The 22,810-nt window shown below is 54.8% G+C and carries 19 protein-coding genes; 10 read left to right on the top strand and 9 right to left on the bottom strand.

The genetic code is table 11. From position 1 onward, the window contains the following. Window positions 1-97 precede the first annotated feature (97 nt). A complete protein-coding gene (gene dcp, locus AC0TN7_RS21875) occupies window positions 98-2,131 on the top strand; it encodes a peptidyl-dipeptidase Dcp (protein ID WP_473702449.1) in 2,034 nt (677 codons plus the stop codon). 323 nt (window positions 2,132-2,454) lie between these two features. Continuing rightward, entirely contained in the window at window positions 2,455-5,037 is a 2,583-nt protein-coding gene (locus AC0TN7_RS21880) for an EAL domain-containing protein (RefSeq protein WP_248164316.1), read from the top strand. A 57-nt stretch (window positions 5,038-5,094) separates the two neighbouring features. On the opposite strand, the gene uspF is transcribed toward AC0TN7_RS21880, so the two are convergent. Then, entirely contained in the window at window positions 5,095-5,529 is a 435-nt protein-coding gene (gene uspF / locus AC0TN7_RS21885) for a universal stress protein UspF (protein ID WP_023335555.1), read from the bottom strand. Window positions 5,530-5,654: 125 nt separating this feature from the next. After that, window positions 5,655-5,945 (bottom strand): DUF1330 domain-containing protein, encoded by a 291-nt coding sequence (locus AC0TN7_RS21890; RefSeq protein WP_032651157.1) that lies wholly within the window; start codon window positions 5,943-5,945, stop codon window positions 5,655-5,657. A 71-nt stretch (window positions 5,946-6,016) separates the two neighbouring features. Here AC0TN7_RS21890 and AC0TN7_RS21895 point away from each other — a divergent pair, with 71 nt between their 5' ends. After that, window positions 6,017-6,469, top strand: coding sequence for a MarR family winged helix-turn-helix transcriptional regulator (locus AC0TN7_RS21895; protein ID WP_024909494.1), 453 nt, complete (start codon window positions 6,017-6,019; stop codon window positions 6,467-6,469). Between the two features lie 72 nt (window positions 6,470-6,541). Here the strand turns inward: AC0TN7_RS21895 and AC0TN7_RS21900 are convergent, their stop codons facing one another. Beyond that, window positions 6,542-7,213 carry an MgtC family protein gene (locus AC0TN7_RS21900; protein ID WP_024909493.1) on the bottom strand — a complete coding sequence of 224 codons (672 nt, stop codon included), beginning with the start codon at window positions 7,211-7,213 and terminating at the stop codon, window positions 6,542-6,544. 456 nt (window positions 7,214-7,669) lie between these two features. On the opposite strand from AC0TN7_RS21900, the gene AC0TN7_RS21905 reads away from it, so the two are divergent. Further along, window positions 7,670-8,875 carry an MFS transporter gene (locus AC0TN7_RS21905; RefSeq protein ID WP_473702450.1) on the top strand — a complete coding sequence of 402 codons (1,206 nt, stop codon included), beginning with the start codon at window positions 7,670-7,672 and terminating at the stop codon, window positions 8,873-8,875. A 19-nt stretch (window positions 8,876-8,894) separates the two neighbouring features. On the opposite strand, the gene AC0TN7_RS21910 is transcribed toward AC0TN7_RS21905, so the two are convergent. Continuing rightward, window positions 8,895-9,884, bottom strand: coding sequence for a 2-hydroxyacid dehydrogenase (locus AC0TN7_RS21910; protein WP_024909491.1), 990 nt, complete (start codon window positions 9,882-9,884; stop codon window positions 8,895-8,897). A 326-nt stretch (window positions 9,885-10,210) separates the two neighbouring features. Here AC0TN7_RS21910 and AC0TN7_RS21915 point away from each other — a divergent pair, with 326 nt between their 5' ends. The 4 genes from AC0TN7_RS21915 to AC0TN7_RS21930 all read left to right on the top strand — a co-directional run bounded on the left by AC0TN7_RS21915 (window position 10,211) and on the right by AC0TN7_RS21930 (window position 13,814). After that, window positions 10,211-10,534: a hypothetical protein gene (locus AC0TN7_RS21915; RefSeq protein WP_024909490.1), complete on the top strand. Its 324-nt coding sequence runs from the start codon at window positions 10,211-10,213 to the stop codon at window positions 10,532-10,534. Window positions 10,535-10,661: 127 nt separating this feature from the next. Beyond that, window positions 10,662-13,301, top strand: coding sequence for a YdbH family protein (locus tag AC0TN7_RS21920; protein ID WP_048989524.1), 2,640 nt, complete (start codon window positions 10,662-10,664; stop codon window positions 13,299-13,301). Further along, window positions 13,298-13,489: a YnbE family lipoprotein gene (locus tag AC0TN7_RS21925; protein WP_032651162.1), complete on the top strand. Its 192-nt coding sequence runs from the start codon at window positions 13,298-13,300 to the stop codon at window positions 13,487-13,489. Before AC0TN7_RS21920 ends, AC0TN7_RS21925 begins: the two co-directional genes overlap by 4 nt. 7 nt (window positions 13,490-13,496) lie before the next feature. After that, entirely contained in the window at window positions 13,497-13,814 is a 318-nt protein-coding gene (locus AC0TN7_RS21930; RefSeq protein WP_024909488.1) for a YdbL family probable chaperone protein, read from the top strand. Here AC0TN7_RS21930 and feaR read toward each other — a convergent pair whose 3' ends face one another. Beyond that, window positions 13,815-14,723 (bottom strand): transcriptional regulator FeaR, encoded by a 909-nt coding sequence (feaR, locus tag AC0TN7_RS21935; RefSeq protein ID WP_473702451.1) that lies wholly within the window; start codon window positions 14,721-14,723, stop codon window positions 13,815-13,817. Window positions 14,724-14,964: 241 nt separating this feature from the next. Between feaR and AC0TN7_RS21940 the strand changes: the two genes are divergently transcribed. Then, window positions 14,965-16,464 (top strand): aldehyde dehydrogenase family protein, encoded by a 1,500-nt coding sequence (locus AC0TN7_RS21940; RefSeq protein WP_473702452.1) that lies wholly within the window; start codon window positions 14,965-14,967, stop codon window positions 16,462-16,464. Between the two features lie 50 nt (window positions 16,465-16,514). Here the strand turns inward: AC0TN7_RS21940 and AC0TN7_RS21945 are convergent, their stop codons facing one another. Both AC0TN7_RS21945 and AC0TN7_RS21950 read right to left on the bottom strand, forming a co-directional pair. Further along, the gene (locus tag AC0TN7_RS21945; RefSeq protein ID WP_473702453.1) at window positions 16,515-17,129 is read right to left on the bottom strand and encodes an FMN-dependent NADH-azoreductase; all 615 of its coding nucleotides are present in this window, start codon (window positions 17,127-17,129) and stop codon (window positions 16,515-16,517) included. Continuing rightward, complete coding sequence (locus tag AC0TN7_RS21950) at window positions 17,126-17,890, bottom strand: alpha/beta fold hydrolase (RefSeq protein WP_473702454.1); 765 nt, start codon at window positions 17,888-17,890, stop codon at window positions 17,126-17,128. The genes AC0TN7_RS21945 and AC0TN7_RS21950 overlap by 4 nt, the downstream gene beginning before the upstream one ends. A gap of 121 nt (window positions 17,891-18,011) precedes the next feature. Here AC0TN7_RS21950 and AC0TN7_RS21955 point away from each other — a divergent pair, with 121 nt between their 5' ends. Then, the gene (locus AC0TN7_RS21955) at window positions 18,012-18,998 is read left to right on the top strand and encodes a GlxA family transcriptional regulator (RefSeq protein ID WP_473702455.1); all 987 of its coding nucleotides are present in this window, start codon (window positions 18,012-18,014) and stop codon (window positions 18,996-18,998) included. Window positions 18,999-19,007: 9 nt separating this feature from the next. Here AC0TN7_RS21955 and AC0TN7_RS21960 read toward each other — a convergent pair whose 3' ends face one another. Both AC0TN7_RS21960 and tynA read right to left on the bottom strand, forming a co-directional pair. Further along, complete coding sequence (locus tag AC0TN7_RS21960) at window positions 19,008-20,114, bottom strand: GGDEF domain-containing protein (RefSeq protein ID WP_267216548.1); 1,107 nt, start codon at window positions 20,112-20,114, stop codon at window positions 19,008-19,010. 118 nt (window positions 20,115-20,232) lie between these two features. Beyond that, window positions 20,233-22,506, bottom strand: a complete 2,274-nt coding sequence (gene tynA / locus AC0TN7_RS21965; RefSeq protein WP_473702456.1) for a primary-amine oxidase — start codon at window positions 22,504-22,506, stop codon at window positions 20,233-20,235. Window positions 22,507-22,810 lie beyond the last annotated feature (304 nt).

The following is a 22,810-nucleotide window of genomic DNA, read 5'->3' on the forward strand; positions in this document are numbered from 1 at the left end:
CCGCAGAGGGTGCGTTAAGGCAACATTTGTATGACTGCGTTGCAGGGGATGGCGGCCTGGCCTACTCTGGGAGGATACCCGTACTCAGGAGCGAAAGATGACGGCCACGAATCCCTTTTTCAACATCAGCCTGTTGCCTTACCAGGCCCCTCATTTTGATGAGATCAACGAGAGCCACTATCGTCCGGCCTTCGATGAAGCCCTTCGCCAGAAGCGGGCGGACATTGACGCGATTGTCGCTCAGGCCGCTGCGCCTGACTTCGCTAACACCGTGCTGGCGCTGGAGAAAAGCGGCGCTATGCTCGCGCGCGTCAGCAGCGTGTTCTTCGCCATGACTTCCGCGCACACCAATCCGTATTTACAGGAGCTCGAGGAACAGTTCTCCACCGAGCTTGCCGCGCTGGCAAACGATATCTGGCTGAATGACGTGCTGTTCGCCCGCGTGGAGAGCGTCTGGCAGGACCGTGCCGCGCTGGACGCCGAATCCCGTCGTCTGGTCGAAGAGACGTATCAGCGGTTTATTCTGGCCGGCGCGCGTCTGAATGAGACAGAAAAGGCCGAGCTAAAGGCGTTGAATACCGAGGCGGCCTCCCTGACCAGCCAGTTTAACCAGCGTCTGCTGGCTGCCGATAAAACGGGTGGGCTGGTGGTGGATTACGCGCACCAGCTTGACGGGCTCAGCGCCGGTGAGATCGCTGACGCGGCGCAGGCTGCCGCGGAGCGAGGGCTAAACGATCGCTGGCTGATCCCGCTTTTGAACACCACCCAGCAGCCCGCGCTTTCCGCGCTGCGCAATCGTCAGACGCGCGAAAACCTGTTCAACGCAGGCTGGACGCGCACCCAGAAAGGGGATGAAAACGATACTCGCGCACTGATCCTGCGTCTGACGGCGCTACGTGCACGACAGGCCCGTCTGCTGGGCTTTGAGGATTACGCCAGCTGGAGCATCGCCGATCAGATGGCGAAAACCCCGGCCGCCGCGCTGGAATTTATGCGCGGCATTGTGCCTGCCGCCCGCGCCCGCGCGGAACGCGAGCAGGCCGATATTCAGAAAGTCATCGACGACGAGCAGGGCGGTTTCACCGTGCAGGCCTGGGACTGGGCCTTTTATGCGGAGCGCGTGCGCCAGGCAAAATATGCCCTTGATGAGTCGCAAATCAGGCCCTACTTTGCGCTCAATACCGTGCTGCAGGATGGCGTATTCTGGGCAGCCAGCCAGCTGTTTGGTATTCGCTTTGTGGAGCGCTTCGATATCCCGGTGTATCACCCGGACGTCCGCGTATGGGAAATTTTCGACCACACCGGTGAGGGCATGGCGCTGTTTTACGGTGACTTCTTTGCCCGTGATTCCAAGCAGGGCGGGGCATGGATGGGGAATTTCGTCGAGCAATCCTTCGAGTTTGCTGCCCGTCCGGTGATCTACAACGTCTGTAACTACCAAAAACCGGCGAATGACGGTGTCGCGCTTCTCTCCTGGGATGACGTGATAACCCTGTTCCACGAGTTTGGCCATACGCTGCACGGTCTCTTTGCCAGCCAGCGGTTCGCCACGCTTTCCGGCACCAATACGCCGCGTGATTTTGTTGAGTTCCCGTCGCAAATCAACGAGCACTGGGCCAGCCATCCACAGGTGTTTACCCATTATGCGCGCCATTACGAAACCGGTGAGCCGATGCCGGACGCGCTGCGGGAAAGCATGCTCAACGCGACCCATTTCAACAAGGGTTATGACATGACCGAGCTGCTGGCTGCCGCGCTGCTGGACATGAACTGGCACGGCATCAGTGAGGCCGTTTCGAGCGTGGAGGATTTTGAAGCGGCTGCGTTGAAAAAAGAGGGGCTGGATCTGCCCGCCGTGCCGCCGCGCTACCGCAGCAGCTATTTTGCCCATATTTTTGGCGGCGGCTACGCGGCGGGGTATTACGCTTACCTGTGGACGCAAATGCTCGCTGACGATGGCTATCAGTGGTTTGTCGAACAGGGCGGTCTGACCCGTGAAAACGGGCAAAAATTCCGCGAGGCGATTTTGTCCCGTGGTAACAGCACGGATTTAGCTGAACTATATCGCAGCTGGCGCGGCCACGATCCGAAGATTGAACCGATGCTGGAGAATCGCGGGCTGAGCGAATAGAGTCAGTCTCATCAGAAAAAAAGAACCGGGCTTTACGCCCGGTTTTTTTATACGTTTCATCGTTCCTGTGACCGCTACAGCAAAAAATAGACTTAATATCCATTCTGTGTAAATACAACCGCTGAGGTGATAAGTTACTTTGATCGGTATATTTAATTAACCGAATTTAGGCTGTAAAAGAGTTAATGATTAATAATTTGATCTGGGTTGTAAAAACCACATATTCTTTAGCTTCAGATTTTTTGCTATAAAATTTTATTATTTTTTGCCGATAAATGAAGGTGGCATAAATATTGACGTAATAGCAGTTAAGAAGGCGAAAGATGACCCTACCTCTGAACAATCCGGCTTTCACGGATACCGAGCCTTCTAAAGGCCTGATAAATAAAACCTTTACCTATATTGTTACGTTGTTGATAAGTATTTTCATCGCCGCAATAATATCTCTGCTAATAATAAAAGATAATGTTAATGAAATCAGCGACAAGCATGATGAATTTTTGTTAAGGGAAGCGCTGGATACCCGCCAGGAAAGCATGCGAAGTCATTTGAAAGACAATGCAGAGTGGGGAGATGCCTACAAATATCTTCATCTGAACACTGACGTTCACTGGGCATGGGATAAGCAAAACCTGGGCAAGTCCCTCTATGACAACTTTGGCTACGAAGGGGTGTTTGTTCTCTCCCCGGAAGGGAGAACGCGGTACAGCGTGGTTGACGGGAAACTGAAGCTTCAGGATCTGGAGCGCTGGTTAGATAAATCCACCAAAGACCGTTTACTCCGTGAGGTGAGCCTAAAAAATGGATTGCCGGTTTCTATGCTAACGCTTATCGATTCCGTTCCGGCCATTGTTTCTGCGGAATGGATAACGACTGGCGATGATACGAGCGTGCAGCCCTTACCGGGGAAAGCTTCGACAATGGTGTTTATAGACAAGCTAACGGCTAAAAAACTCCTCACGATTGGGCAGGATGCCGGCGTCAAAAATGTTCGTACTTCACCCGATCCAGTCACTTCTCAAATAAACAACCAGACTGAATTTACCTTAAGTGCCCAGAATGGTGATGTGCAAATTATCTGGGACAGCGAAAACCCAGGCCAGGCGTTGATTATTTATTTTTTACCCTTACTCATCCTTTCAGTCATTCTGACGGTATCGATGACGGTTATTCTCATGCGTCATATTATGCAGAAGGCGAGAATGCTTGACGAAAATACCTTTCTCCTTGAGCAGGCACGGTTGAATCTCATCACGAGTGAAAAACGATTCCGGGACGTCAGTGAAACAACCAGCGACTGGTTCTGGGAAACAGATTTATCGTTAAAGATAACGTGGCTTTCAGGTCGTTTTTCTACAGTGACGGGATATGAAAATAGCGAATGGATAGGCCGCAGGTTGGATGAACTCTTTCCCTCGAAAGCTGGATTATTACATGGCTGTGTCAGCCGCCGCGAGTTAACTGAACGCTTTGAATTTAAGAACTGCCCTTATACTCACGCGCAACAATCCACGTCCTATTGCACGCTTCTGGCAAAGTTTTCTGCACAGCCTGACGGAACGGTGGTGTTGCGGGGCGCGGCAACCGACGTCTCTCAGGAAGTTGAAGCAACAAAACGTGTGGAGTTCCTGTCACGCCATGATGAATTAACCGGTCTGCCGAACCGGTATCATATTAAGGAGTTTCTTGCAGGCCAGTTCGCTAAAGAAGGCGTCAATCATTATCCCTTTGCCATGATTTGCCTCGATTTAGACAAGTTTAAACCCGTCAATGATATTTTTGGGCATTCCGCGGGCGATGCTCTGCTTGGCGAGGTCGCTTTACGGCTTAAAAACTGCGTTCGTCGAGGTGATTTTGTCGCAAGGCAGGGTGGGGATGAATTTATGCTGCTCCTCGGCAACAGCAGCCAAAAAGAGCACATTGAGGAGGTGTGTTACCGCATCGTGCAAGAACTTAACCGTCCTTTTTCCATTGAGGGCAATGATGTGGCGATAGGCGTAAGCATGGGTATTGCGCTGGCTCCCCAGGATAGCAGCAGCGCAAACGATCTTTTACGCTATGCAGATATCGCGCTTTACCAGGCGAAACAATCCGGCAGAAACAGATGGGTCTATTATCGCCCGGATATGTCGGAAAAATTGACCGAACGGAGAAAACTGGAATTAGAACTGAAGACAGCGATTCGCGAAGAGCAACTCTATCTGGTTTACCAGCCGCGTTATAACCTCCGATACTCGAAAATAGATGCCGTCGAAGCGCTGGTACGTTGGAAGCACCCGCAGCGAGGGACTATGATGCCCGATCAGTTCATCACCCTGGCGGAAGAAACAGGCCTGATTATTAACCTCAGCAACTGGGTCATACGTACAGCGTGTGCGGAGACAAAAGATAAATTGCCGGGGTTATCGGTATCCGTAAATATTTCTGCTATCGAATTTCAGGCAAGCGATCTTGCCGAAAGGATAAAAGAGATACTTCACGAAACAGGGCTTGAGCCTAACCGTCTGGAAATAGAAGTGACTGAAAATGTCACGCTTTCCGATCCAGAAAAAACCTTGCAGACCATGAAGTCTCTCAAAAAAATGGGTGTCCGCATTCTGATCGATGACTTCGGTACCGGCTATGCATCCCTGAGCTATCTCCGGAAGTTTCAGTTTGACGGGCTCAAGCTCGACAAGAGTTTTATTTTTACCCTGGGCGATTCACCGCAGAACCAATCAGTCGTAGAGAAAATTATCGATCTGGGTAAAGCCTATTCGATGGCGGTAACCGCAGAAGGGGTGGAGACTGCCGAACAACTCTCTTTTCTTAAAAAAAATAAATGTGATGAAGTTCAGGGCTACTTGCTTGGAAAACCGGCCGCTATTACGGACTTAAATTTAAACGCAAACAGAGTCAATCTCTAAAGCGTGCTTTCATTCAGGGAAACGTAAATGAAAAACCGGGCATGTCGCCCGGTTTTTTTATCTTACAACCAGCACAGGGCATTTCGCATGCCGCACCACTGCCGCAGCATTTGAACCCAACAGATAGGTCGATATGTCAGGCTTATGGGAGGCGATGATAATCAGGTCGGCGCCGATCGTGTCAGCGAGCTTAAGGATTTGATCCTTAGGGGATCCCGTCACGGCGTGAGTCTGAATCTTATCTGCAGGGATTTTGAATTGCTTAACAATTTCATCCAGTTTAGCTAAAGCAGCGTGCTGGAACTCTTTCATCTTCGGCATTTCTACGGAGTAGGCCAAACCTAATGATGAGTAATAAGGAAGAGATGGAATAACAGTAAGAAAGTGAACTTTAGCTGTGTTAAGTGCTGTATGTGCCTGAACGAAGGGGATAACCATGTGCGTCAGGCTATCCTCGGAGATATCAATGGGAACCAAAATTGAGTTGTACATGTGTCCCTCCTGAGTGTTTTTTGCACAGTTCAGGGTAAACCGTTATTTCCAGCAAAACAGAGAGCAGGCTTTCATAACGGGGACAAATTTCGGTTCTGTGATTTAGGTACAGTTGAACCTGCCTGTCATTCCGTCGTGACAATGAACATTCTTGCTTCCTGGGCGAGCTGGCGTTCAGCCTTAATCGGCGCATATTTTTCCGAATGATAGAAGGCAAGGGCCTGATCTAACGTCGGGAATTCAAAAATGCCTGCATAGGGTAACGGCGCTACTTCCCCTTCCAGTACCTGTGCGACAGCTCCAAAATGGACAATTTTTCCGCCTGCTTCCTCTAATGCCGACGTGAAGCGAGGGGCCAGGCTGGCCTGTCTGGCAGGGTCAATGACTCGTAAGTTGATATGAACAAAGGCAGGCATAATGGTTCCTCAAGCAGTATAAATAGTGTATATACAGTATTAACTTTAGCATTGCTTGTCGAGATGAAATGATGAACAACATTGATGTGGCGCTGTTGGAGACCATTCCGGAGGTCTGTCCGGCGTTTCAGGCGCGCGCTACCGCTCGGGCTATTACGCGCTATTACAACGCCTGCTTCAGACCGTTTGATCTGACCGCTGAGCAGTTCAGTCTGATGGTTGGCATCGGGGGTTCTCCTAATGAAACTGTTGCGGAACTCGCCGCCAGAGCAGGGGTGGATGCGACAACACTGAGTCGTAATATCCGTAGTCTGGAATCCCGGGGCATTATTGACTCGGCTGGAGGCCGTGGACGTGCCGGAAAACGACTCACGCTGACAGCTGAAGGCTGGCGTCTGCTTGAAGAGGTCATGCCGGTATGGCAATCCGCTAAGCAGGAGTTGTCCCAACTAATGGGCAGCGAGCAGCTTAGCCTGACGACGGAGATGATGAAACGTCTGGCTAAAATCAGTGCTGCCTTATGAAGCTCTCCGCGTTATTGTCAGAGGCCGTGTAAAACGGAAAGGTTATACCGGGCGTAATGCCCGGTAATAGACTTAAATTGCGTGACAGCTGACGGACGCGATAATTTTATTCCCGCCGATATTACCCATAATCAGATCGAGTAATTTCCGGTATTCCTCCCGGGTCATCACCTCGGCCCGAATTTCAGTTTTACCTTCTGATTGCGCCGTTGCGCAATAAATGGATTTCAGGCTTAAGGTCAACTCTTTCGCCATGTTTACCACGCTCTGTCGGACTGCATCTTCATGCTCATCATTGCAGGTGATTTTCAGGACATAGCATTTTTCGCCTTCATGGAGCGCGGGCAGTTGATTAATCCGTTGCGCAGCTTCGCGAAGCAATATGTTGGCACAAAGAATAATCACGCTGGCCATACCGGCATTCCAGAATTGACCTAAGCCGCACAGCACACCAATTCCGGCCGAACACCATAGCGTTGCGGCGGTATTTAGACCACGAATATTCATTCCTTCACGCATAATGACGCCAGCGCCAAGGAAACCTATTCCGGAGACGATCTGCGCTGCAATGCGTCCCGGGCTATCGGGTGACGTCGAGATGGAACTTAAAATAAACACGGCAGCGCCCGTCGCAACCAGTGCATTGGTACGAAGCCCGGCCATACGCTGGCGCCACTGTCTTTCCGCGCCGATAATTGCGCCCAGCAGCATCGCTGCGAGCAGATGAGAGATATAAGGGAACATCAGCCTGTCGCCTGTTAACATGATTAAACGATAAGCGTCAGTGCTTCACAAAGCACAGAATGACGCCGTTAAAACGCAAAGCATGTCAGCGGGAGGGTGGCGGAAAGAGTGAATGGTTAAACATGAACATCGTGATGCCCCACAAATTTGGTCGTTCTTAATGTATTGGGATGCAATCACGTAAAGAGGATTGCTGCCCACCGTAAAGGTAAGCAGCGAGAAAATCGCGTCAGCTTACCTTCGTATCGACGATAAAATAACTTTCCAACGAAGGACTCCTGTGAAAATTTATTGCCAGTATAGTCAGGGTCGATAATGAGTAAAGTGAAAAAACAACGTCCGTTATGAATTGTTTAAGTTCGGAAGACATATTTTTAAGACGTCATCTGATTTTCAAAAATACCCGGTATACTACATTTTTTTTTCTACAGGCGATAACAGACAAAGGCAGGATGTATGTCTCTTCGTTCGCTGCGGGCGTTATGCCTGACAAGTTTTTTCATTGCGGATGTTCGCGATGGCCTGGGACCTTTTCTCGGTATTTTTCTGACCGAACGCCACTGGGCCCCTGATGATATCGGCATCCTGATGACGGCCGGCGGGCTGGCGGGATTACTGGCCACGCTGCCGGCGGGATTCATCACCGACACCTCCCGCAACAAACGCGCTGTGCTCGCGCTGCTGTGCATTCTGATCACGCTAAGCACGCTTCTGCTCTGGTTTAGCCAGCAGAGCGGCGTGGTCGCCGTGTCGCAAATCGTCACCGGTATCTGTGCGGCATTTGTCGGGCCGTTGATCGCCGGGATTACGCTGGGGCTGACCGGACAGGGTGGGTTCAGCGCGCAGATGGGCAGAAACGAGGCGTTCAATCACGGCGGCAATTTCATGACCGCTCTGATGGCAGGCGGCATTGCCTGGTACTGGGGCGTGGGCGGGATTTTCCTGCTGATGACCTGTACCACGCTGCTAACGCTGTGTGCGCTGCTTGCCATTCGCAACAGCGATATCGATAACGACGCGGCGCGCGGGCTGTCCTCTTCAGCGAGCCTGCCGGTCCCCGGTTTTGCGATGCTGATGAAAAACCGGGCGCTGTTTGTGACCGGGCTGACGCTGCTGCTGTTCCACCTGGCGAACGCCGCGCTATTACCGATGCTGAGCATGAGGGTGGCTGCGGCACCCGCCACGATCAACCCCGGTTTGTACGCGGCGGGTACCGTCATCATCTCGCAGGCCGTGATGATCCCCGTCGCCATCTGGGCTTCGCGCCGGATCGAACATTTTGGCTACTGGCGCTTAATTATGCTGGCGCTGCTGGTCATGCCGGTACGCGCGGCGCTGGCGGCATCCACGGACGCGCCGTTCATGATGATCCCGGTACAAATTCTCGACGGCCTGGCCGCCGGGATCCTCGGTGTCGTCGTACCATCGTTTATTGTGGTGCTGCTGCGCGGAAGCGGGCACGTCAATGCCGGGCAGAGTGTGGTGATGCTGATGCAGGGGGTTGGGGCATCCATGAGCCCGGCGTTAACCGGGACGATCGCCGGTCATTACTCGTTTGCGACGGCATTCAGTGTCCTGAGCGCGATTGCGCTGGCCGCCGTTCTGATCTGGTGGCGCGTTGCGCACCGCAGCTGGGAAACAAACGCGCCGGGTGAGGCTTAGCCACCACCCGGCGTAGCACTTAAGCCAGCTCGTTAGGGCACGGCTCACCCTTTTCTAACTGCTGAAGATTGCCCAGCGTGGTTTCCGAAATGCTGATCAGGGCTTCGGCAGTCAGAAACGCCTGATGTCCGGTAAACAGGACGTTATGGCAGGCAGAGAGGCGACGGAACACGTCGTCCTGGATGACATCATTAGACTTATCTTCAAAGAACAGATCGCGTTCGTTCTCATACACGTCCATCCCCAGCGCGCCAATTTTCTGGGTTTTCAGCGCTTCGATTGCGGCCTGAGAGTCAACCAGTCCGCCGCGGCTGGTGTTGATGATCATCACGCCATCTTTCATCTGGTCAAACGCCGCCTGATTGAGCAGGTGGTAGTTTTCCGGCGTCAGCGGACAGTGCAGGGAGATCACGTCGGACTGCGAGAATAGCGTCGGCAGGTCAACGTACTCCACGCCCAGATCCAGCGCTGCAGCGCTTGGGTACGGATCGAATGCCAGCAGACGCATGCCAAAGCCTTTCAGAATGCGCAGGGTAGCCACGCCAATTTTACCGGTGCCGATCACGCCAGCGGTTTTGCCGTACATGGTAAAGCCGGTCAGCCCTTCCAGCGAGAAGTTGGCGTCACGGGTGCGCTGATAAGCGCGGTGAATACGACGGTTGAGGGACATCATCATGCCAATCGCATGTTCCGCGACCGCTTCCGGGGAGTACGCCGGAACGCGAACCACCTTCAGACCCAGCTCTTTTGCCGCATCGAGATCCACGTTGTTAAAGCCCGCACAGCGCAGGGCGATGTACTTCACCCCCTGTTTTTTCAACTCTTCCAGCACCGGACGACTGCCGTCATCGTTTACGAAAATGCAGACGCCTTCACAGCCGTGCGCCGTTTTGGCGGTTTTTTCGGACAGCAGAAAGTCGAAAAATTCAAGCTCAAACCCGTAAGCCTCGTTAACATGTTGCAGATACTTTTTGTCGTACTGCTTTGTGCTGTATACCGCGAGTTTCATAAGACTTTCTCCAGTGATTTTGCATTCACGTTAGCATGATTAAAATTATCTTACAATTTATAAAATATTATTGAATTCAATAAGTTCTATCAATTATTCTAGAGCATATGTGCACCCTAACTCCATGATATTCTTACTACGAGAAATCTTCGGCGCGGATCTGATCGGGACATGTAGCGGAAAATGAAGTGGGTAGAGGATGCGAGAAACGCCTGTCTGAATTACGTTAAAGAATGGCAAGAGGGTGCGAAAACTGCAATCCTTCCTGATGTGATGGGACGATACCAGAAACTGGGTGAGTTTCTGATAAAGAGGGAGAATGATGCATGTCTCAACAATTGGAGTTGTCCTTATCTCCGCCGATGCTGCCTGCTTTGTGCTACTTTATTGTTTCTATTGTGATTTTCTTCTTATTGTACTTCGGGAAATTGAAAGTTAACCGGCTCCGGAAATATCCACTGTTCATTGCTTATACGCTGTTTGTGATAGCCATTGCTGCCATTCAAATTAACGTTTTTGCCAACGGCTATGAGTTTGTTAGCGCATTTTTACTTATTGATTTTGATCCCTGGCGGTACAACTCGGTGTATTGGGGGTCGTTGATATTCGCCATGCTTTACCTTCTGGCGTTGCCTCGGAACAGGCCCTAGTTTCGCAACTTAACGTTACAGCATCTATTCTTAAACCTGGCTTTGACTTCAACTGACCAGCTAAACATGCGACAATGATCGGCACTGCCGGCTTAATTCTTTTGCTAAATCAGGATATTAACTGCCCATGAAGGGTAAATACAAAGCCGCTCTTGCGCTTTTACTGCTGTTCATATTGTTGCCGCTGACGCTGCTGATGACGCTCGCCCAGTGGGTACCGACGCTCGCCGGGATCTGGCTGCCCGTCGGGACGCGCATCGCTTTCGAAGAGAGTCCGAAACTGACTCGCCACGCGCTGGTGATCCCCGATCTTCGCTATCTGGTTGAAGACTGCGAAATTGCCCGCATCGATAACGTGACGCTGTCACATCCCAGCCGCTGGAAGCTGGATATCGGCACGCTCGATTTAAACTCCGTCTGCCTCAGCAAAATTCCCCAGTCCGCGCCGTCAACGGTTGCTCCCAAAACGCTGGCCCAGTGGCAGGCGGTATTGCCCAATACCTGGCTTACGGTTCACCGTCTGACGCTGTCGCCCTGGCAGCAGTGGCAGGGTGAGCTTAATGCGTCGCTGACCCCGTCCAGCCAGGAGATCGCCTATAAAGGCGAGCAGGTCAGCATTAAAGGCACGCTTCGCGGCCAAACGCTCTCGGTCAGCCAGTTTGATGTACAGCTCCCGGACCAGCCGCAGCCGATTAAGCTGGTGGGCGAGTTTACTTTGCCGCTGGTTCCGGACGGCGTGCCGGTGAAAGGCCACGCGGTGGCGACCTTTAACGTGCCACAGTTAACGTCTCTGGTCGACGCCGATCTGGACTGGGAAGAGAATCAGGGACAGCTGGTGGTGATGGCGCGGGACAACCCCGATCCGCTGCTCGACCTGCCGTGGCAGATCACTGCGGAGCAGCTGAACATCAGCGACGGGCGCTGGAATTGGGATCTCTCGGGTATGCCGCTGAGCGGGCGGGTGTCCCTTCGTGCAGACAACTGGCAGCAGGGGCTGGAGAAAACCACCCTGACCGGACGACTGAATGTGCTGACGCACGGAGATGCGGGGAAAGGCAACGCGGTACTGAATATTGGGCCCGGCAGGCTCAGTATGGAAAACAGCGACATGCCCCTGCATCTCAGCGGCGAGGCGAAGCAAAACGATCTCATTCTTTACGCCAAATTGCCCGCCACGCTGACCGGCAGCCTGTATGAACCGCAGCTGGCCTTTGAGCCGGGCGCGCTGCTCCGCTCGCGCGGGCGCATCATCAATTCACTCGATATCGATGAAATCCGCTGGCCGCTGGCGGGCGTGAAGCTGACCCAGAAGGGCGTGGACGGCCGTTTACAGGCGATTCTGCGCGCCCATGAAAACGAGATGGGTGATTTTGAACTCCACCTGGACGGACAGGCCAACGACTTTTTACCCGATAACGGCCTGTGGCAGTGGCGCTACTGGGGTAAAGGCGGTTTTACGCCGATGCATGCCCGCTGGGATGTCGCCGGGAAAGGCGAGTGGCGCGACAACCTGATTGAGCTGACGGCGCTCTCCACCGGTTTTGACAAGCTCCAGTACGGCACGATGGAGGTCAGCAAGCCGCGTCTGGTGCTGGATCAGCCGGTACGCTGGTTGCGCGATGCCGAAAAACCGGCCTTCAGCGGCGCGCTGTCGCTCAATGCAGGACAAACCCGTTTCTCCGGCGGCAGCGTGTTGCCGCCCTCGGTCCTGACCTTCAGCGTCGACGGCACCGACCCGACAATTTTTCAGTTTAAGGGCGACCTCCATGCGGACAAAATCGGTCCGGTACAGGTGAACGGTCGTTGGGATGGCGTGCGCCTTCGCGGGCAGGCCTGGTGGCCGAAACAGTCGCTCACCGTATTCCAGCCTTTGATCCCGCCGGACTGGAAAATGACGCTGCGCGACGGGGAGCTTTATGCGCAGGTCGCCTTCTCGGCGGCGGCCGATCAGGGCTTTGAAGCGGGCGGGCACGGCGTGCTGAAATCCGGTAGCGCCTGGATGCCGGATAACCAGATTAACGGCGTCGACTTTGTGCTGCCGTTCCGCTTCAGCGAGGGAACCTGGTCCCTCGGCACGCGCGGTCCGGTCACGCTACGCATCGGCGAAGTGGAAAACCTGGTGACCGCGCGCAACATTACCGCGGATTTACAGGGCGATTATCCCTGGACGGAGGACAGTCCGCTGCTGCTCACCAACGTGAAGGTGGAAACCCTCGGCGGGAAGATCACCATGCAGCAGCTGCGGATGCCGCAGCACGATCCAGCCCTGCTGCGGGTGGACAATATCTCTTCGAGCGAGCTGATTAGCGCCGTCAATCCGAAGCAGTTTGCCATGTCAGGGCCGGTGAGCGGGGCGCTGCCGTTCTGGCTGGACAACGAAAAATGGATTATTAAAGATGGCTGGCTGACCAACCCGGGGCCTATGACGCTGCGCATCGACAAAGATACGGCCGACGCCATCGTGAAAGATAATATGGTTGCGGGTGCCGCGATTAACTGGCTCCGCTATATGGAAATTTCGCGTTCGTGGACGAGAATCAATTTAGATAACCTGGGTGAATTAACCATGCAGGCGACCATCAAGGGGACCAGCCGGGTCGATGGCAAAAGCAGCTCCGTCAACCTGAACTATACCCACGACGAGAATGTCTTTACCCTCTGGCGCAGTCTGCGTTTTGGGGACAACCTGCAAACCTGGTTTGAGCAACATGCGGCGATACCTGCTCCCCGCAGTTCGACTGGCAAGGAAAGTGAGGAACAACAATGAATAAGATGGCTGGTGCGCTCACCGTTGCCGTTGCCGCGCTACTGACCGGCTGTACGCCGCGAATTGAAGTCGCTGCGCCAAAGGAGCCGATTACCATCAATATGAATGTCAAAATCGAACATGAGATCCACATCAAGGTCGATAAAGACGTTGAAACCCTGCTGAAATCGCGCAGCGATCTGTTCTGAGGACGCCATGAAACGAGTAGCTCTGATTTTACTGGCGCTGGGGATGAACGTGCAGGCGGCTGCGCTGACCTTAAACGATGCCCGGGCCCAGGGGCGCGTGGGGGAAACCCTCAGCGGTTATCTTGCCCCGGTGCAACAGGACGCGGAAACGCTGGCTTTGGTCAATCGTATTAATGCGGCACGCACGGAAAACTACCAGAAGCTGGCTGACAGCAATAATTTGCCGGTCGATGAAGTGGCCAAAATGGCAGGTCAAAAACTGGTTGCCCGCGCACAGCCGGGCGAATACGTGAAGGGCATTAACGGAAAATGGCTCAAAAAGTAGCTAGCGGTAGCGCTTGCGGTATTCACCCGGCGAGACGCCAAAACGCTGCTTAAACGCCGTTGAAAAATGGCTATGGTCGGTGAACCCCCAGCTGTAGCCAATGCCCGCCAGCTTTTCATCATCACCGGCAGCGCGCAGGACCTGCGCGCAGAGATCCAGACGACGGTTTTTGATGTACTGCGCCACCACCAGCCCTTTCTCGGCAAACATGCGGTAAAGGCTGCGCACGGACATACCGCTCTCGGCGGCAATCCATTCCGGGCGCAGCGATTCAGACTGAATATGGTCGTCAATCAGCGCCACCACATGCTGGAACTGGCGCTCCTTGCGCGGCTGAATGATTTCACGCTGCTGGAAAGCGGGACGCAGAAGACAGATCATCGCCTCGAGCGCCGCTTCACTTTCACGGTCACTCAGGTCGGGATTGCTCATGCTCTCCATCAGCAGGCGATGGCTCAGCTGTACCGTGGGCAAGGTTCGGGAAAGGGCGGTCGCACAGCTTATCTCCTGGAAACGACACTGCTGCTCAATTATCTGACGGGGAACCAGCAGCGAAATCTGGCGGGACTTTTCCCGCCAGTTGATCGAGCAGGGACGCGACGCGTCAATCAGCGTGATATCACCGGTCCTGAGTAGCGCGCGACGGTCATCCTGTTCAATTTCCGCGCTGCCTTCTAGCTGGAACACGGTATAGAACCAGGCATCGTTACTCTGCGTGATCTCCTGACGGGAGCGGAACAGATTAACGCCGCCTGCGGTCACGGTACTGAGCTTCAGGCTGCGCGCATAGCTGGTCTCCAGCTCGCCGTAGAATTTTCCCTCGGTGGGCTGCGCGTTAAAACGCCCGCAAACCTGGTTAATTTGCGCCAGCCACTGCTGATACTGTTCCTGCTCGCTTGCACACGCCATCGTTTCTCTCACTGCACCGTCAACGTTTTCGCTTTGTTACATTTGTGTTGCATTTTGTCAGAGCTATGAGGCTGACTATAGGAAAGAACACTCACCGGTAACAGCGATATAAGCGGCAATTATCGCGATTTGCGGAGCCTGTCACAGGTGGCAAAGCGAATGTCACAGAGACAAAAGCGAGAATGCAAAACCCCACTTAGACTGGATTAACACCCTGCGAAGAATAACGAAGGAGTATCCTATGTCTGAATCACAGGTGGCCATTCAGCCTGCCGTACAACAATTTTTAGACCGACAGCATGGCCTGTGGATTGAAGGGCGTCAGGCCGCGTCGGACAGTGAAAAGCGGCTGAACGTCTACAACCCGGCCACGGGCGAAGTCATTGCCTCGACTGCCGATGCCAGCGTCGACGACGTTGACCGTGCCGTCATGTCCGGCTGGCGCGCGTTTGTCGCCCGCAGCTGGGCCGGAAAACTCCCGGCGGAGCGCGAGCGGATCCTGCTCCATTTCGCCGATCTGGTGGAACAGCACAGCGAAGAGCTGGCCCAGCTTGAAACGCTGGAGCAGGGGAAATCTATTAACATTTCCCGCATGTTTGAAGTCAGCTGCACCCTGAACTGGATGCGCTATACCGCCGGGCTGACCACCAAAATTACGGGTAAGACCCTCGACCTTTCCATCCCGCTGCCGCAGGGCGCCCGCTATCAGGCGTGGACGCGTAAAGAGCCGGTTGGCGTGGTGGCCGGGATTGTGCCCTGGAACTTCCCGCTGATGATCGGGATGTGGAAAGTGATGCCTGCGCTGGCCGCGGGCTGCTCTATTGTCATCAAGCCGTCAGAAACCACGCCGCTGACCATGCTGCGCGTGGCGGAACTGGCCAGCGAAGCGGGCATCCCGGACGGGGTGTTCAACGTGGTGACCGGGAGCGGCGCGGTGTGCGGCGCAGCGCTGACCTCGCATCCGCATATTGCAAAGGTGAGCTTCACCGGCTCAACGGCGACGGGTAAGCAAATTGCCCGTGCGGCGGCGGACACGTTAACCGGCGTGACCCTGGAGCTGGGTGGGAAAAACCCGGCTATTGTACTGAAAGACGCCGACCCGGCGTGGGTGATCGAAGGCCTGATGACCGGCAGCTTCCTGAACCAGGGGCAGGTGTGCGCGGCGAGCTCGCGCATCTACATTGAAGCGCCGCTGTTTGACACGCTGGTCAGCGGGTTTGAGCAGGCGGTGAAATCCCTGAGCGTCGGGCCGGGCATGTCGCCGGAGGCGTTTATCAACCCGCTGGTGTCGCGCGCGCACTGTGACAAGGTGCAGACCTTCCTTGATGAGGCGAAGTCGCGCAACGCGGAGCTGATCGTCGGTAACCGGGGGCCGGAAGGCAAAGGTTATTACGTTTCACCTACGCTGGTGGTGAACCCGGATGCCTCACTGCGCCTGACCCGCGAAGAGGTGTTTGGCCCGGTGGTCAACGTGGTGCGCGTCGCGGACGGGGAAGAGGCGCTTCAGCTGGCAAACGACAGTGAATATGGCCTGACGGCCAGCGTCTGGACGCAAAATATCAGCAAGGCGCTGGAGTACACCGACCGGCTGCAGGCGGGCACCGTCTGGGTAAACAGCCATACGCTGATCGACGCCAACCTGCCGTTCGGCGGCATGAAACAGTCCGGTACGGGGCGTGACTTTGGTCCGGACTGGCTGGACGGCTGGTGCGAAACCAAGTCGGTGTGCGTGCGGTATTAAAAACATTGCCGGGTAACGCTGCGGTTACCCGGCAGGCTTTAACCCGGCGGCTATTTCAATGCTGCGGCAATGACCGATGGAATAGCGTCAAACGCCTGCGCAACGCCTTTAGCCCTGACTTCTTCACTGCGCGTCGCCCCTTCAGCACGGACAAATTCCACTCTGTCGATACCCAGAAAACCAAAGAATCGCTGCAGGTACCTCTCCTGAAAATCCATGTCTTCGATTGGCGTACCGTGATATATCCCGCCGCGGGTTGAAACGACAATAATCCTCTTGCCGGTCGCATGTCCCACCGGGCCCGTCGGGGTATAGCTAAAGGTTTTTCCCGGCTGGGCGAGTCGATCTAACCAGGCTTTAAGCTGAGTTGAGACGGAGAAGTTATACATAGGCGCACCTATCACGATGAGGTCGCTATTGAGAAATTCGTTCACAAGTTCCCCGGACAGCGCGTGTTCGCGGATATCTTCAGCCGTCGCATCGGTGGCTATCCGCAGCGGCCGGAACCCAGCGGCAACGGTGCCGGTGAGATGGGCGATGGGGGTTTTAACGACGTCGCGATAGACCACCTTCTCTGACGCGATCTGGCGAACCACCTCTGCCGTCAGCTGACGTGAAAGTGAGAACTCGCCGTTAATACTTGAATCTATATGCAGGATATTCATTTCTCTGTTTCCTTTGCGTCGGTTTGGGTTGCTTGTTCGATAAACTGACTCACGGCGTGCGGGTGGGAAATCATCGACATATGGCTGCTCTTAATACGCAGGACGGTGGCGTTCATGGTGCCGGCGAGCTGCTGCTGGATACCGGGAGAGAGGGCGCGATCCTCTTCGGTTATCAGATACCATGAGGGTTTTTCACGCCATGCTGCATGTTCTACCTTCTCGCTGAAGGCGCTTGCCGCGATAGGCTGCTGCGTTGCCGTCAGCAGTTTTACGCGTTTGAGGGGCAGATCGTTGGCCATCGTGCGCTGATAGGCATCGGGATCGTCAAGCCAGATTAACCCTTTTTTATCCGGGCGCATGTCGGCCATCGGGGCGTTGAGGCGGGTAACAAGAGAGGTAACCGATTCACCGCTGTCGGGGGCAAGGGCGGAGAGAAAAACCAGTTTTTTCACCTTCGGGTTATTGCCTGCCTGAGCGATGACCGCGCCGGCCCAGGAGTGGCCAACAAGCACTACGTCCCCTTGCTGACGGTTGATGACACGCTCTGTGGCGGCGACGTCCTCTTCAAGCGAAGTCAGAGGGTTTTGCACTGCCGTGACGTGGTAGCCCCGGGTCTGCAAACGGCCTATCACTTCCTGCCAGACGGAACCATCGGTAAAGGCACCATGCACGAGGATGATGTTATTAATCCGCGCCTGCACAGACTGCGATGCAGCCATGCAAAGCAAAGAAAGAAGAACGGGCAAGCGTGTCGGTTTCATAAGCGTGACGTAATTTCCTGAGAGACGTTGAAGCACAGTGTAACGAGAGGGACAAAGAGGCTTGTAGTGTCTGAAATGACTGTTAACATACGAAATCAGACATTTTACTCAGGCCTGAATCATGAGAATTGCCATTTTAGCGTTACCCGGAAGCATGAAATCCGCCGTGGCTGGGCTCTGCGACATGTTCTGGCTGGCTAACGAGGTGATTGCCCAGCAGCCGGACGGCGAGGGCATTTCGCCTTTTGAGGCGGTCATCATCACGGCGGAAGGAAAGCCGGTCCCGGACGCGCAGGGGCGGCCGATCGAGGCCGAAGCGAGCTTTGTTACCGGAGGAACCTTCGATCTCGTGATTGCCTGCGGGATGAAGCTTGACGAGCAGAAACGCCCGGTCTCGTCAGCGGCCGTCCTCGAGGCTGGCGCATGGCTGCGCGGCCAGTATGATAAAGGCGCGATGCTTGCGGGAGCCTGTGCCGGTGGGTTGGTTCTCGCCGAGGCGGGGATCCTCAATGGCCGGGCATGCACGACGACCTGGTGGCTTTACCATACTTTCCGCCAGCGTTATCCGCTGAGCAAACCTGTCTGGGGTAAAGCGCTGGTGCAGGACGCACGGGTTATCACATCCGGTGGCCCGCTCTCGTGGGTTGACCTGGCGTTGCATATCATCCGTCTGCACGCCGGGCAGAAGCTGGCGCGTCTGACGGCCGATATGGCCGTGGCTGACAGCCAGCCGTTATCTCAGCAGGTTTACGCGCCAGCAGGTTTTTTAAATTCAGTCCATCCGATGATAATGAAAGCGGAACATATCGTCCGTTATGAAAATCCGGCGATTACCGTAGAACAGCTTGCCCGGGCGCTGAATATGACCACTCGTACCCTTCACCGAAAAATGGCTGAGGAGATGAATGAAAGCCCTAAAAACTTTTTGACGCGCATGCGCATTGAAAAGGCAATGCGTCTCCTGGAGCAACCGGGGTACGCAATCGCGGAAATTGCCGGCGCTTGCGGTTACGCTGACGACACGGCATTCAGGCGCGCTTTTACGGGGGTGACGGGCATGTCGCCCGGTCAATACCGCAAATGGATCGCCGAGCGTCATGCGGAATAGCCGCCGTTCTCACCGGCATACTCGATCCCGCCCGGCCTCCTTCGCCCGATACAGCGCCGCATCGGCGCGGGCGATGATCTCGGTGCCCGCTAACCCCTCCGCCATGCTCGCAATCCCCATGCTCACGGTGACATGGTCGCTAACGGTTGACGCGCTGTGTGGTATGGACTCCGCGCGCAGACCGTCCTGAATGCGTAAGGCAACCTTTTCCGCGATGTTTTCCGGGCAATTGAAGAGGATGACCACGAACTCCTCGCCGCCGTAACGCGACACCACATCGTCAGGTGTGCGCACCGACTGCTTCAGCACCCGCGCCACGCGGGTCAGACAGTCGTCGCCTGCCTGGTGCCCGTACGTGTCGTTGTAGAGCTTGAAATAGTCGATATCCAGCATAATCACCGAGAAGGTTTTCTTCTGCTCAACCGCGTTCTCCAGCACCACCTCCATTTTCCGGCGATTGGCGGTTTTGGTTAACGGATCCTGATGCGCCAGCGCATCCAGCCGCGAAATCAGCAGCTGATTCTGCTGGTTACGGCGCCAGGCCTCGTCAAACCAGCTCAACAGGATAAAACGTCCGCAAATCAGGATCAGCGAAAACACACTCCAGATGACGACGAAATGAAGGTTGAGACCATCATTCAGTATCCAGCTTGCTATCGGCAGGGTGATCCAGAGCGGGAGCACAAAGGCGAGCAGCCCCTCGGGGTAAAAATAGAGCGCCGTTAAACCGGCGAGTAATAAAATGACGCACAGCGGCCAGACATGAGGCAGCAGCAGCTGGGTGATAAACCAGAAGCAGGAGACCGACCAGATGGCGCTACAGATAAACAACACCACGCTAATACCGGCGATACGCCGCCAGGCCATCAGGATCAGCGCGGCTGAGAGAATAATAATGCCGAGCATGGAGGCATCGACCATTCTCGTCAGCTGCGGCGAGTGGGGATAAAGGGGATCGCTGGCGTTAAGCAGAACGTGTCGCAGCAGGATCATCACCGCGAAGCTGATATTGACGAAGGCCAGCCACGGCAGGTTCATCGCCAGCCCGTGCATGACCATGGCATGGCGCGTGGGCCATGTTGCCCGTTCAAGTGTCGGTTTTTTTCTTTTTTCCATAAAGCCCTTTCCCGTCCGGGGGATAAATCATGCAGGTGAGATATCAGTAACTATAAGCAAGCCAGGGCGATCCTCAAACGCCAGGGCAAAAAAAACCGGGCATTTGCCCGGTGGATGGTTATTTTTCGTCTTTTTTCTTCCCGAGCGTTGGCGTCTCGTCGAAGAAGTTCCACGGTTTAAGCAGGGTATGCACCCATTCCGTCGGCATGATCGGCCACTCCTCCGCGCGTGCCACGTGGGTGGTGCCGGTGGTCATCCAGACCACGTCATCCTGATCGTTGAGCGACTCGTTATCTTTGCTGTACTGACCCAGGCCGGTGTCGTGCACGGAGCGGTTCGGGAATTTTCCTTCCGGGTAGAGCTCATCCGGGTGGTAACGGGTCACCCACAGCTGTTTGTCCATAAAGCTCAGGCGATGGTAGATCCACTCGTCCGGGGCAAATTTCGCGCCGGTCGCCACCGGGTGCGTACCGCCCGCGTAAGGGATAATCTGGTACGAAACCGGGTTGCCCATGCGGTTCTCTTTACGGGTGTTGCTCAGCAGTCGAATGGTTCCCGGGTCGAACTTCTGCGCCGCCTGCTGCTCGGTATCAATATCGTACTGATTGATCTGCATGGTGCTGGTGCGCGGGCCACCGGCGGTATTCGGCTTCACTTCCGGATCCATGGCCACCAGCTTGTTGTTGATGCCGTCCACGTCCATATCGAGACGGAAGTTGTAGATGTGCTGGTGCGTGGTGCCCACGATGTTATGGTCGATCAGCGTGCCGTATTTTGTATCGTCTTTGGCGGTGGCGTCGTGCATGGTTTTCGCCTGCACGCCTTTCACCGCTTCGATACCCGTCGCGCCGGCGTCAATGCCGATGGTGCCATTTTCATGGAACACCCAGTCGAAGATGTAATCGTAATTGCCCACGGTACTCACCCAGCGCACCACCAGTTCGCGGCGCTCGGTGCTGACGTTCGGCTGGCCCATCTCCTGGTGCTTGTATTCCGGGCCCGCGTAGCGTTCGAAAATGGCGATCGCGCGCGGGATCTCCATCGGCGCGCCGGTGTAATCCGGGATGGTTTCATTGAGCATCACGGCGTTGGACGGCACGTCTTTACCGCGTACCAGCGGTGAGGTCAGGGTGCCCATGCCGTAGTCGCCGGAGTCGAGATAGGCTTTAAAGTACCAGCCCACGTCCGGATCGCCGTAAGGAACGATCATGCCGCCGAGCGACCCCTGATACATAATCTGGCGTTTTTTGCCGTTGTCGTTATAGGTGACGGTTGAGATCATCGGGCCGACGCGGGAGTCCAGGCTCAGGTGGAAATCCCAGTTCTGCCAGTGCACCATATCGCCGGTGATGGTGTAGTTCTTGCCTTCCGGCTCAATGATGTCGAGCGGTTTTTTCGGCATCTCTATACGGTCGCGGCCATCGTAGGGGCGCGGCGTCATCGGAACCGGAACAACGGCGCCTTCCTCAATCTTCTGGATTTTCTTCTGCTCAAGATCGACCACGGCCACCAGGTTTTCAATCGGGTGCGCCCAGTAGTTGCCGTCGCCAACGTCCAGATAGCTCACCACTTTCAGCAGGCGATCTTCCTGCTTCAGGCCATCTTTACCGTCGAAATAGCCGACGGTCAGCGGCGTGGTAATCACTTTTTTCGGGTCGGTGATGCCGTGTTTTTTAAGCACCTCGGCAAACTCCGTGCTGTCGTTGATGATTTGCTGTACCGCGGTGAAATCATCCAGCAGCACCATGCCGTGCGCGTCTTTCACAGGCTCCCAGCGCAGGATTTTTTTATCCTTCAGATCCACCAGGCTTTCGATAACGTGCTTTCCGTCGAGCATCACGATCTTCGCCTGACGCGGGGCATCCACCGCCGTACCGTTAAGCACAAAGTCCCACACTTTGGCTTTCTCTGGTTCAGCAAGGGCAATCTGGGTAAAGCGGGTATTCGGTTTAAAATCCGCCGAGGCTTTGACAATCTCAACGGCTTGCTTAATTTCGTCCGCCGTCAGCGCGTTTAGCGGGTGAGGGCGTTTCTCAACCTGGAAGGTCTGATCGAGGCCTGACTGGAAAACATCGTTGATAAAGGTATCGGAAATAAAGGCTTTCTTGCCTTTCATCACCACCGGCACCTCGAGCTTGAGGGTTTTACCGTTGACGATGGCGGTTTTAGCGCCCGGTTTGACCTTCACAAAGGCGCCGTCTTTTGCAATGGTGAACATCTGTGCGTAATCATCCCACTGAACGTCGGCGCCAAAGTCCTGCAGCGTTTTGTCCATCGGGACCATATGCGCCTCACTGCCGTGGGCGAAAACAGGGGATTGCCAGGCGCAACACAGCGCAGCGGCCATAGCCAGCGCCGTTCTACGGGCAGAAAAAGAAGAATTGCTTCCCATCGTAGACCTCATCTTGTTGTGTTTATTGTGTTGTGACAGCCTTATCCTGACAGGCGCCTGAGAAAAGCGTTTGCCTGCATCTGCCAGATTATTTGTCAGCCTTGCCAGGTTAAAAAAAGAGCGGGGGTAAATCACATGCCGGGCCATTTCCCCTCCCCATTGAGGCTGAGGGAACCCCACAAATGATGTCAGCACAGACGGCCCCCTCTCCCTTGAGGGAGAGGGCTGGGGTGAGGGGGAACATACGGCACTGGTGGTCATTCCGTTCACTTTATGTTCCTAGCTACTCTGTAACGACATGGCC

This window comes from Enterobacter sp. PL_is511, from assembly GCF_055816065.1.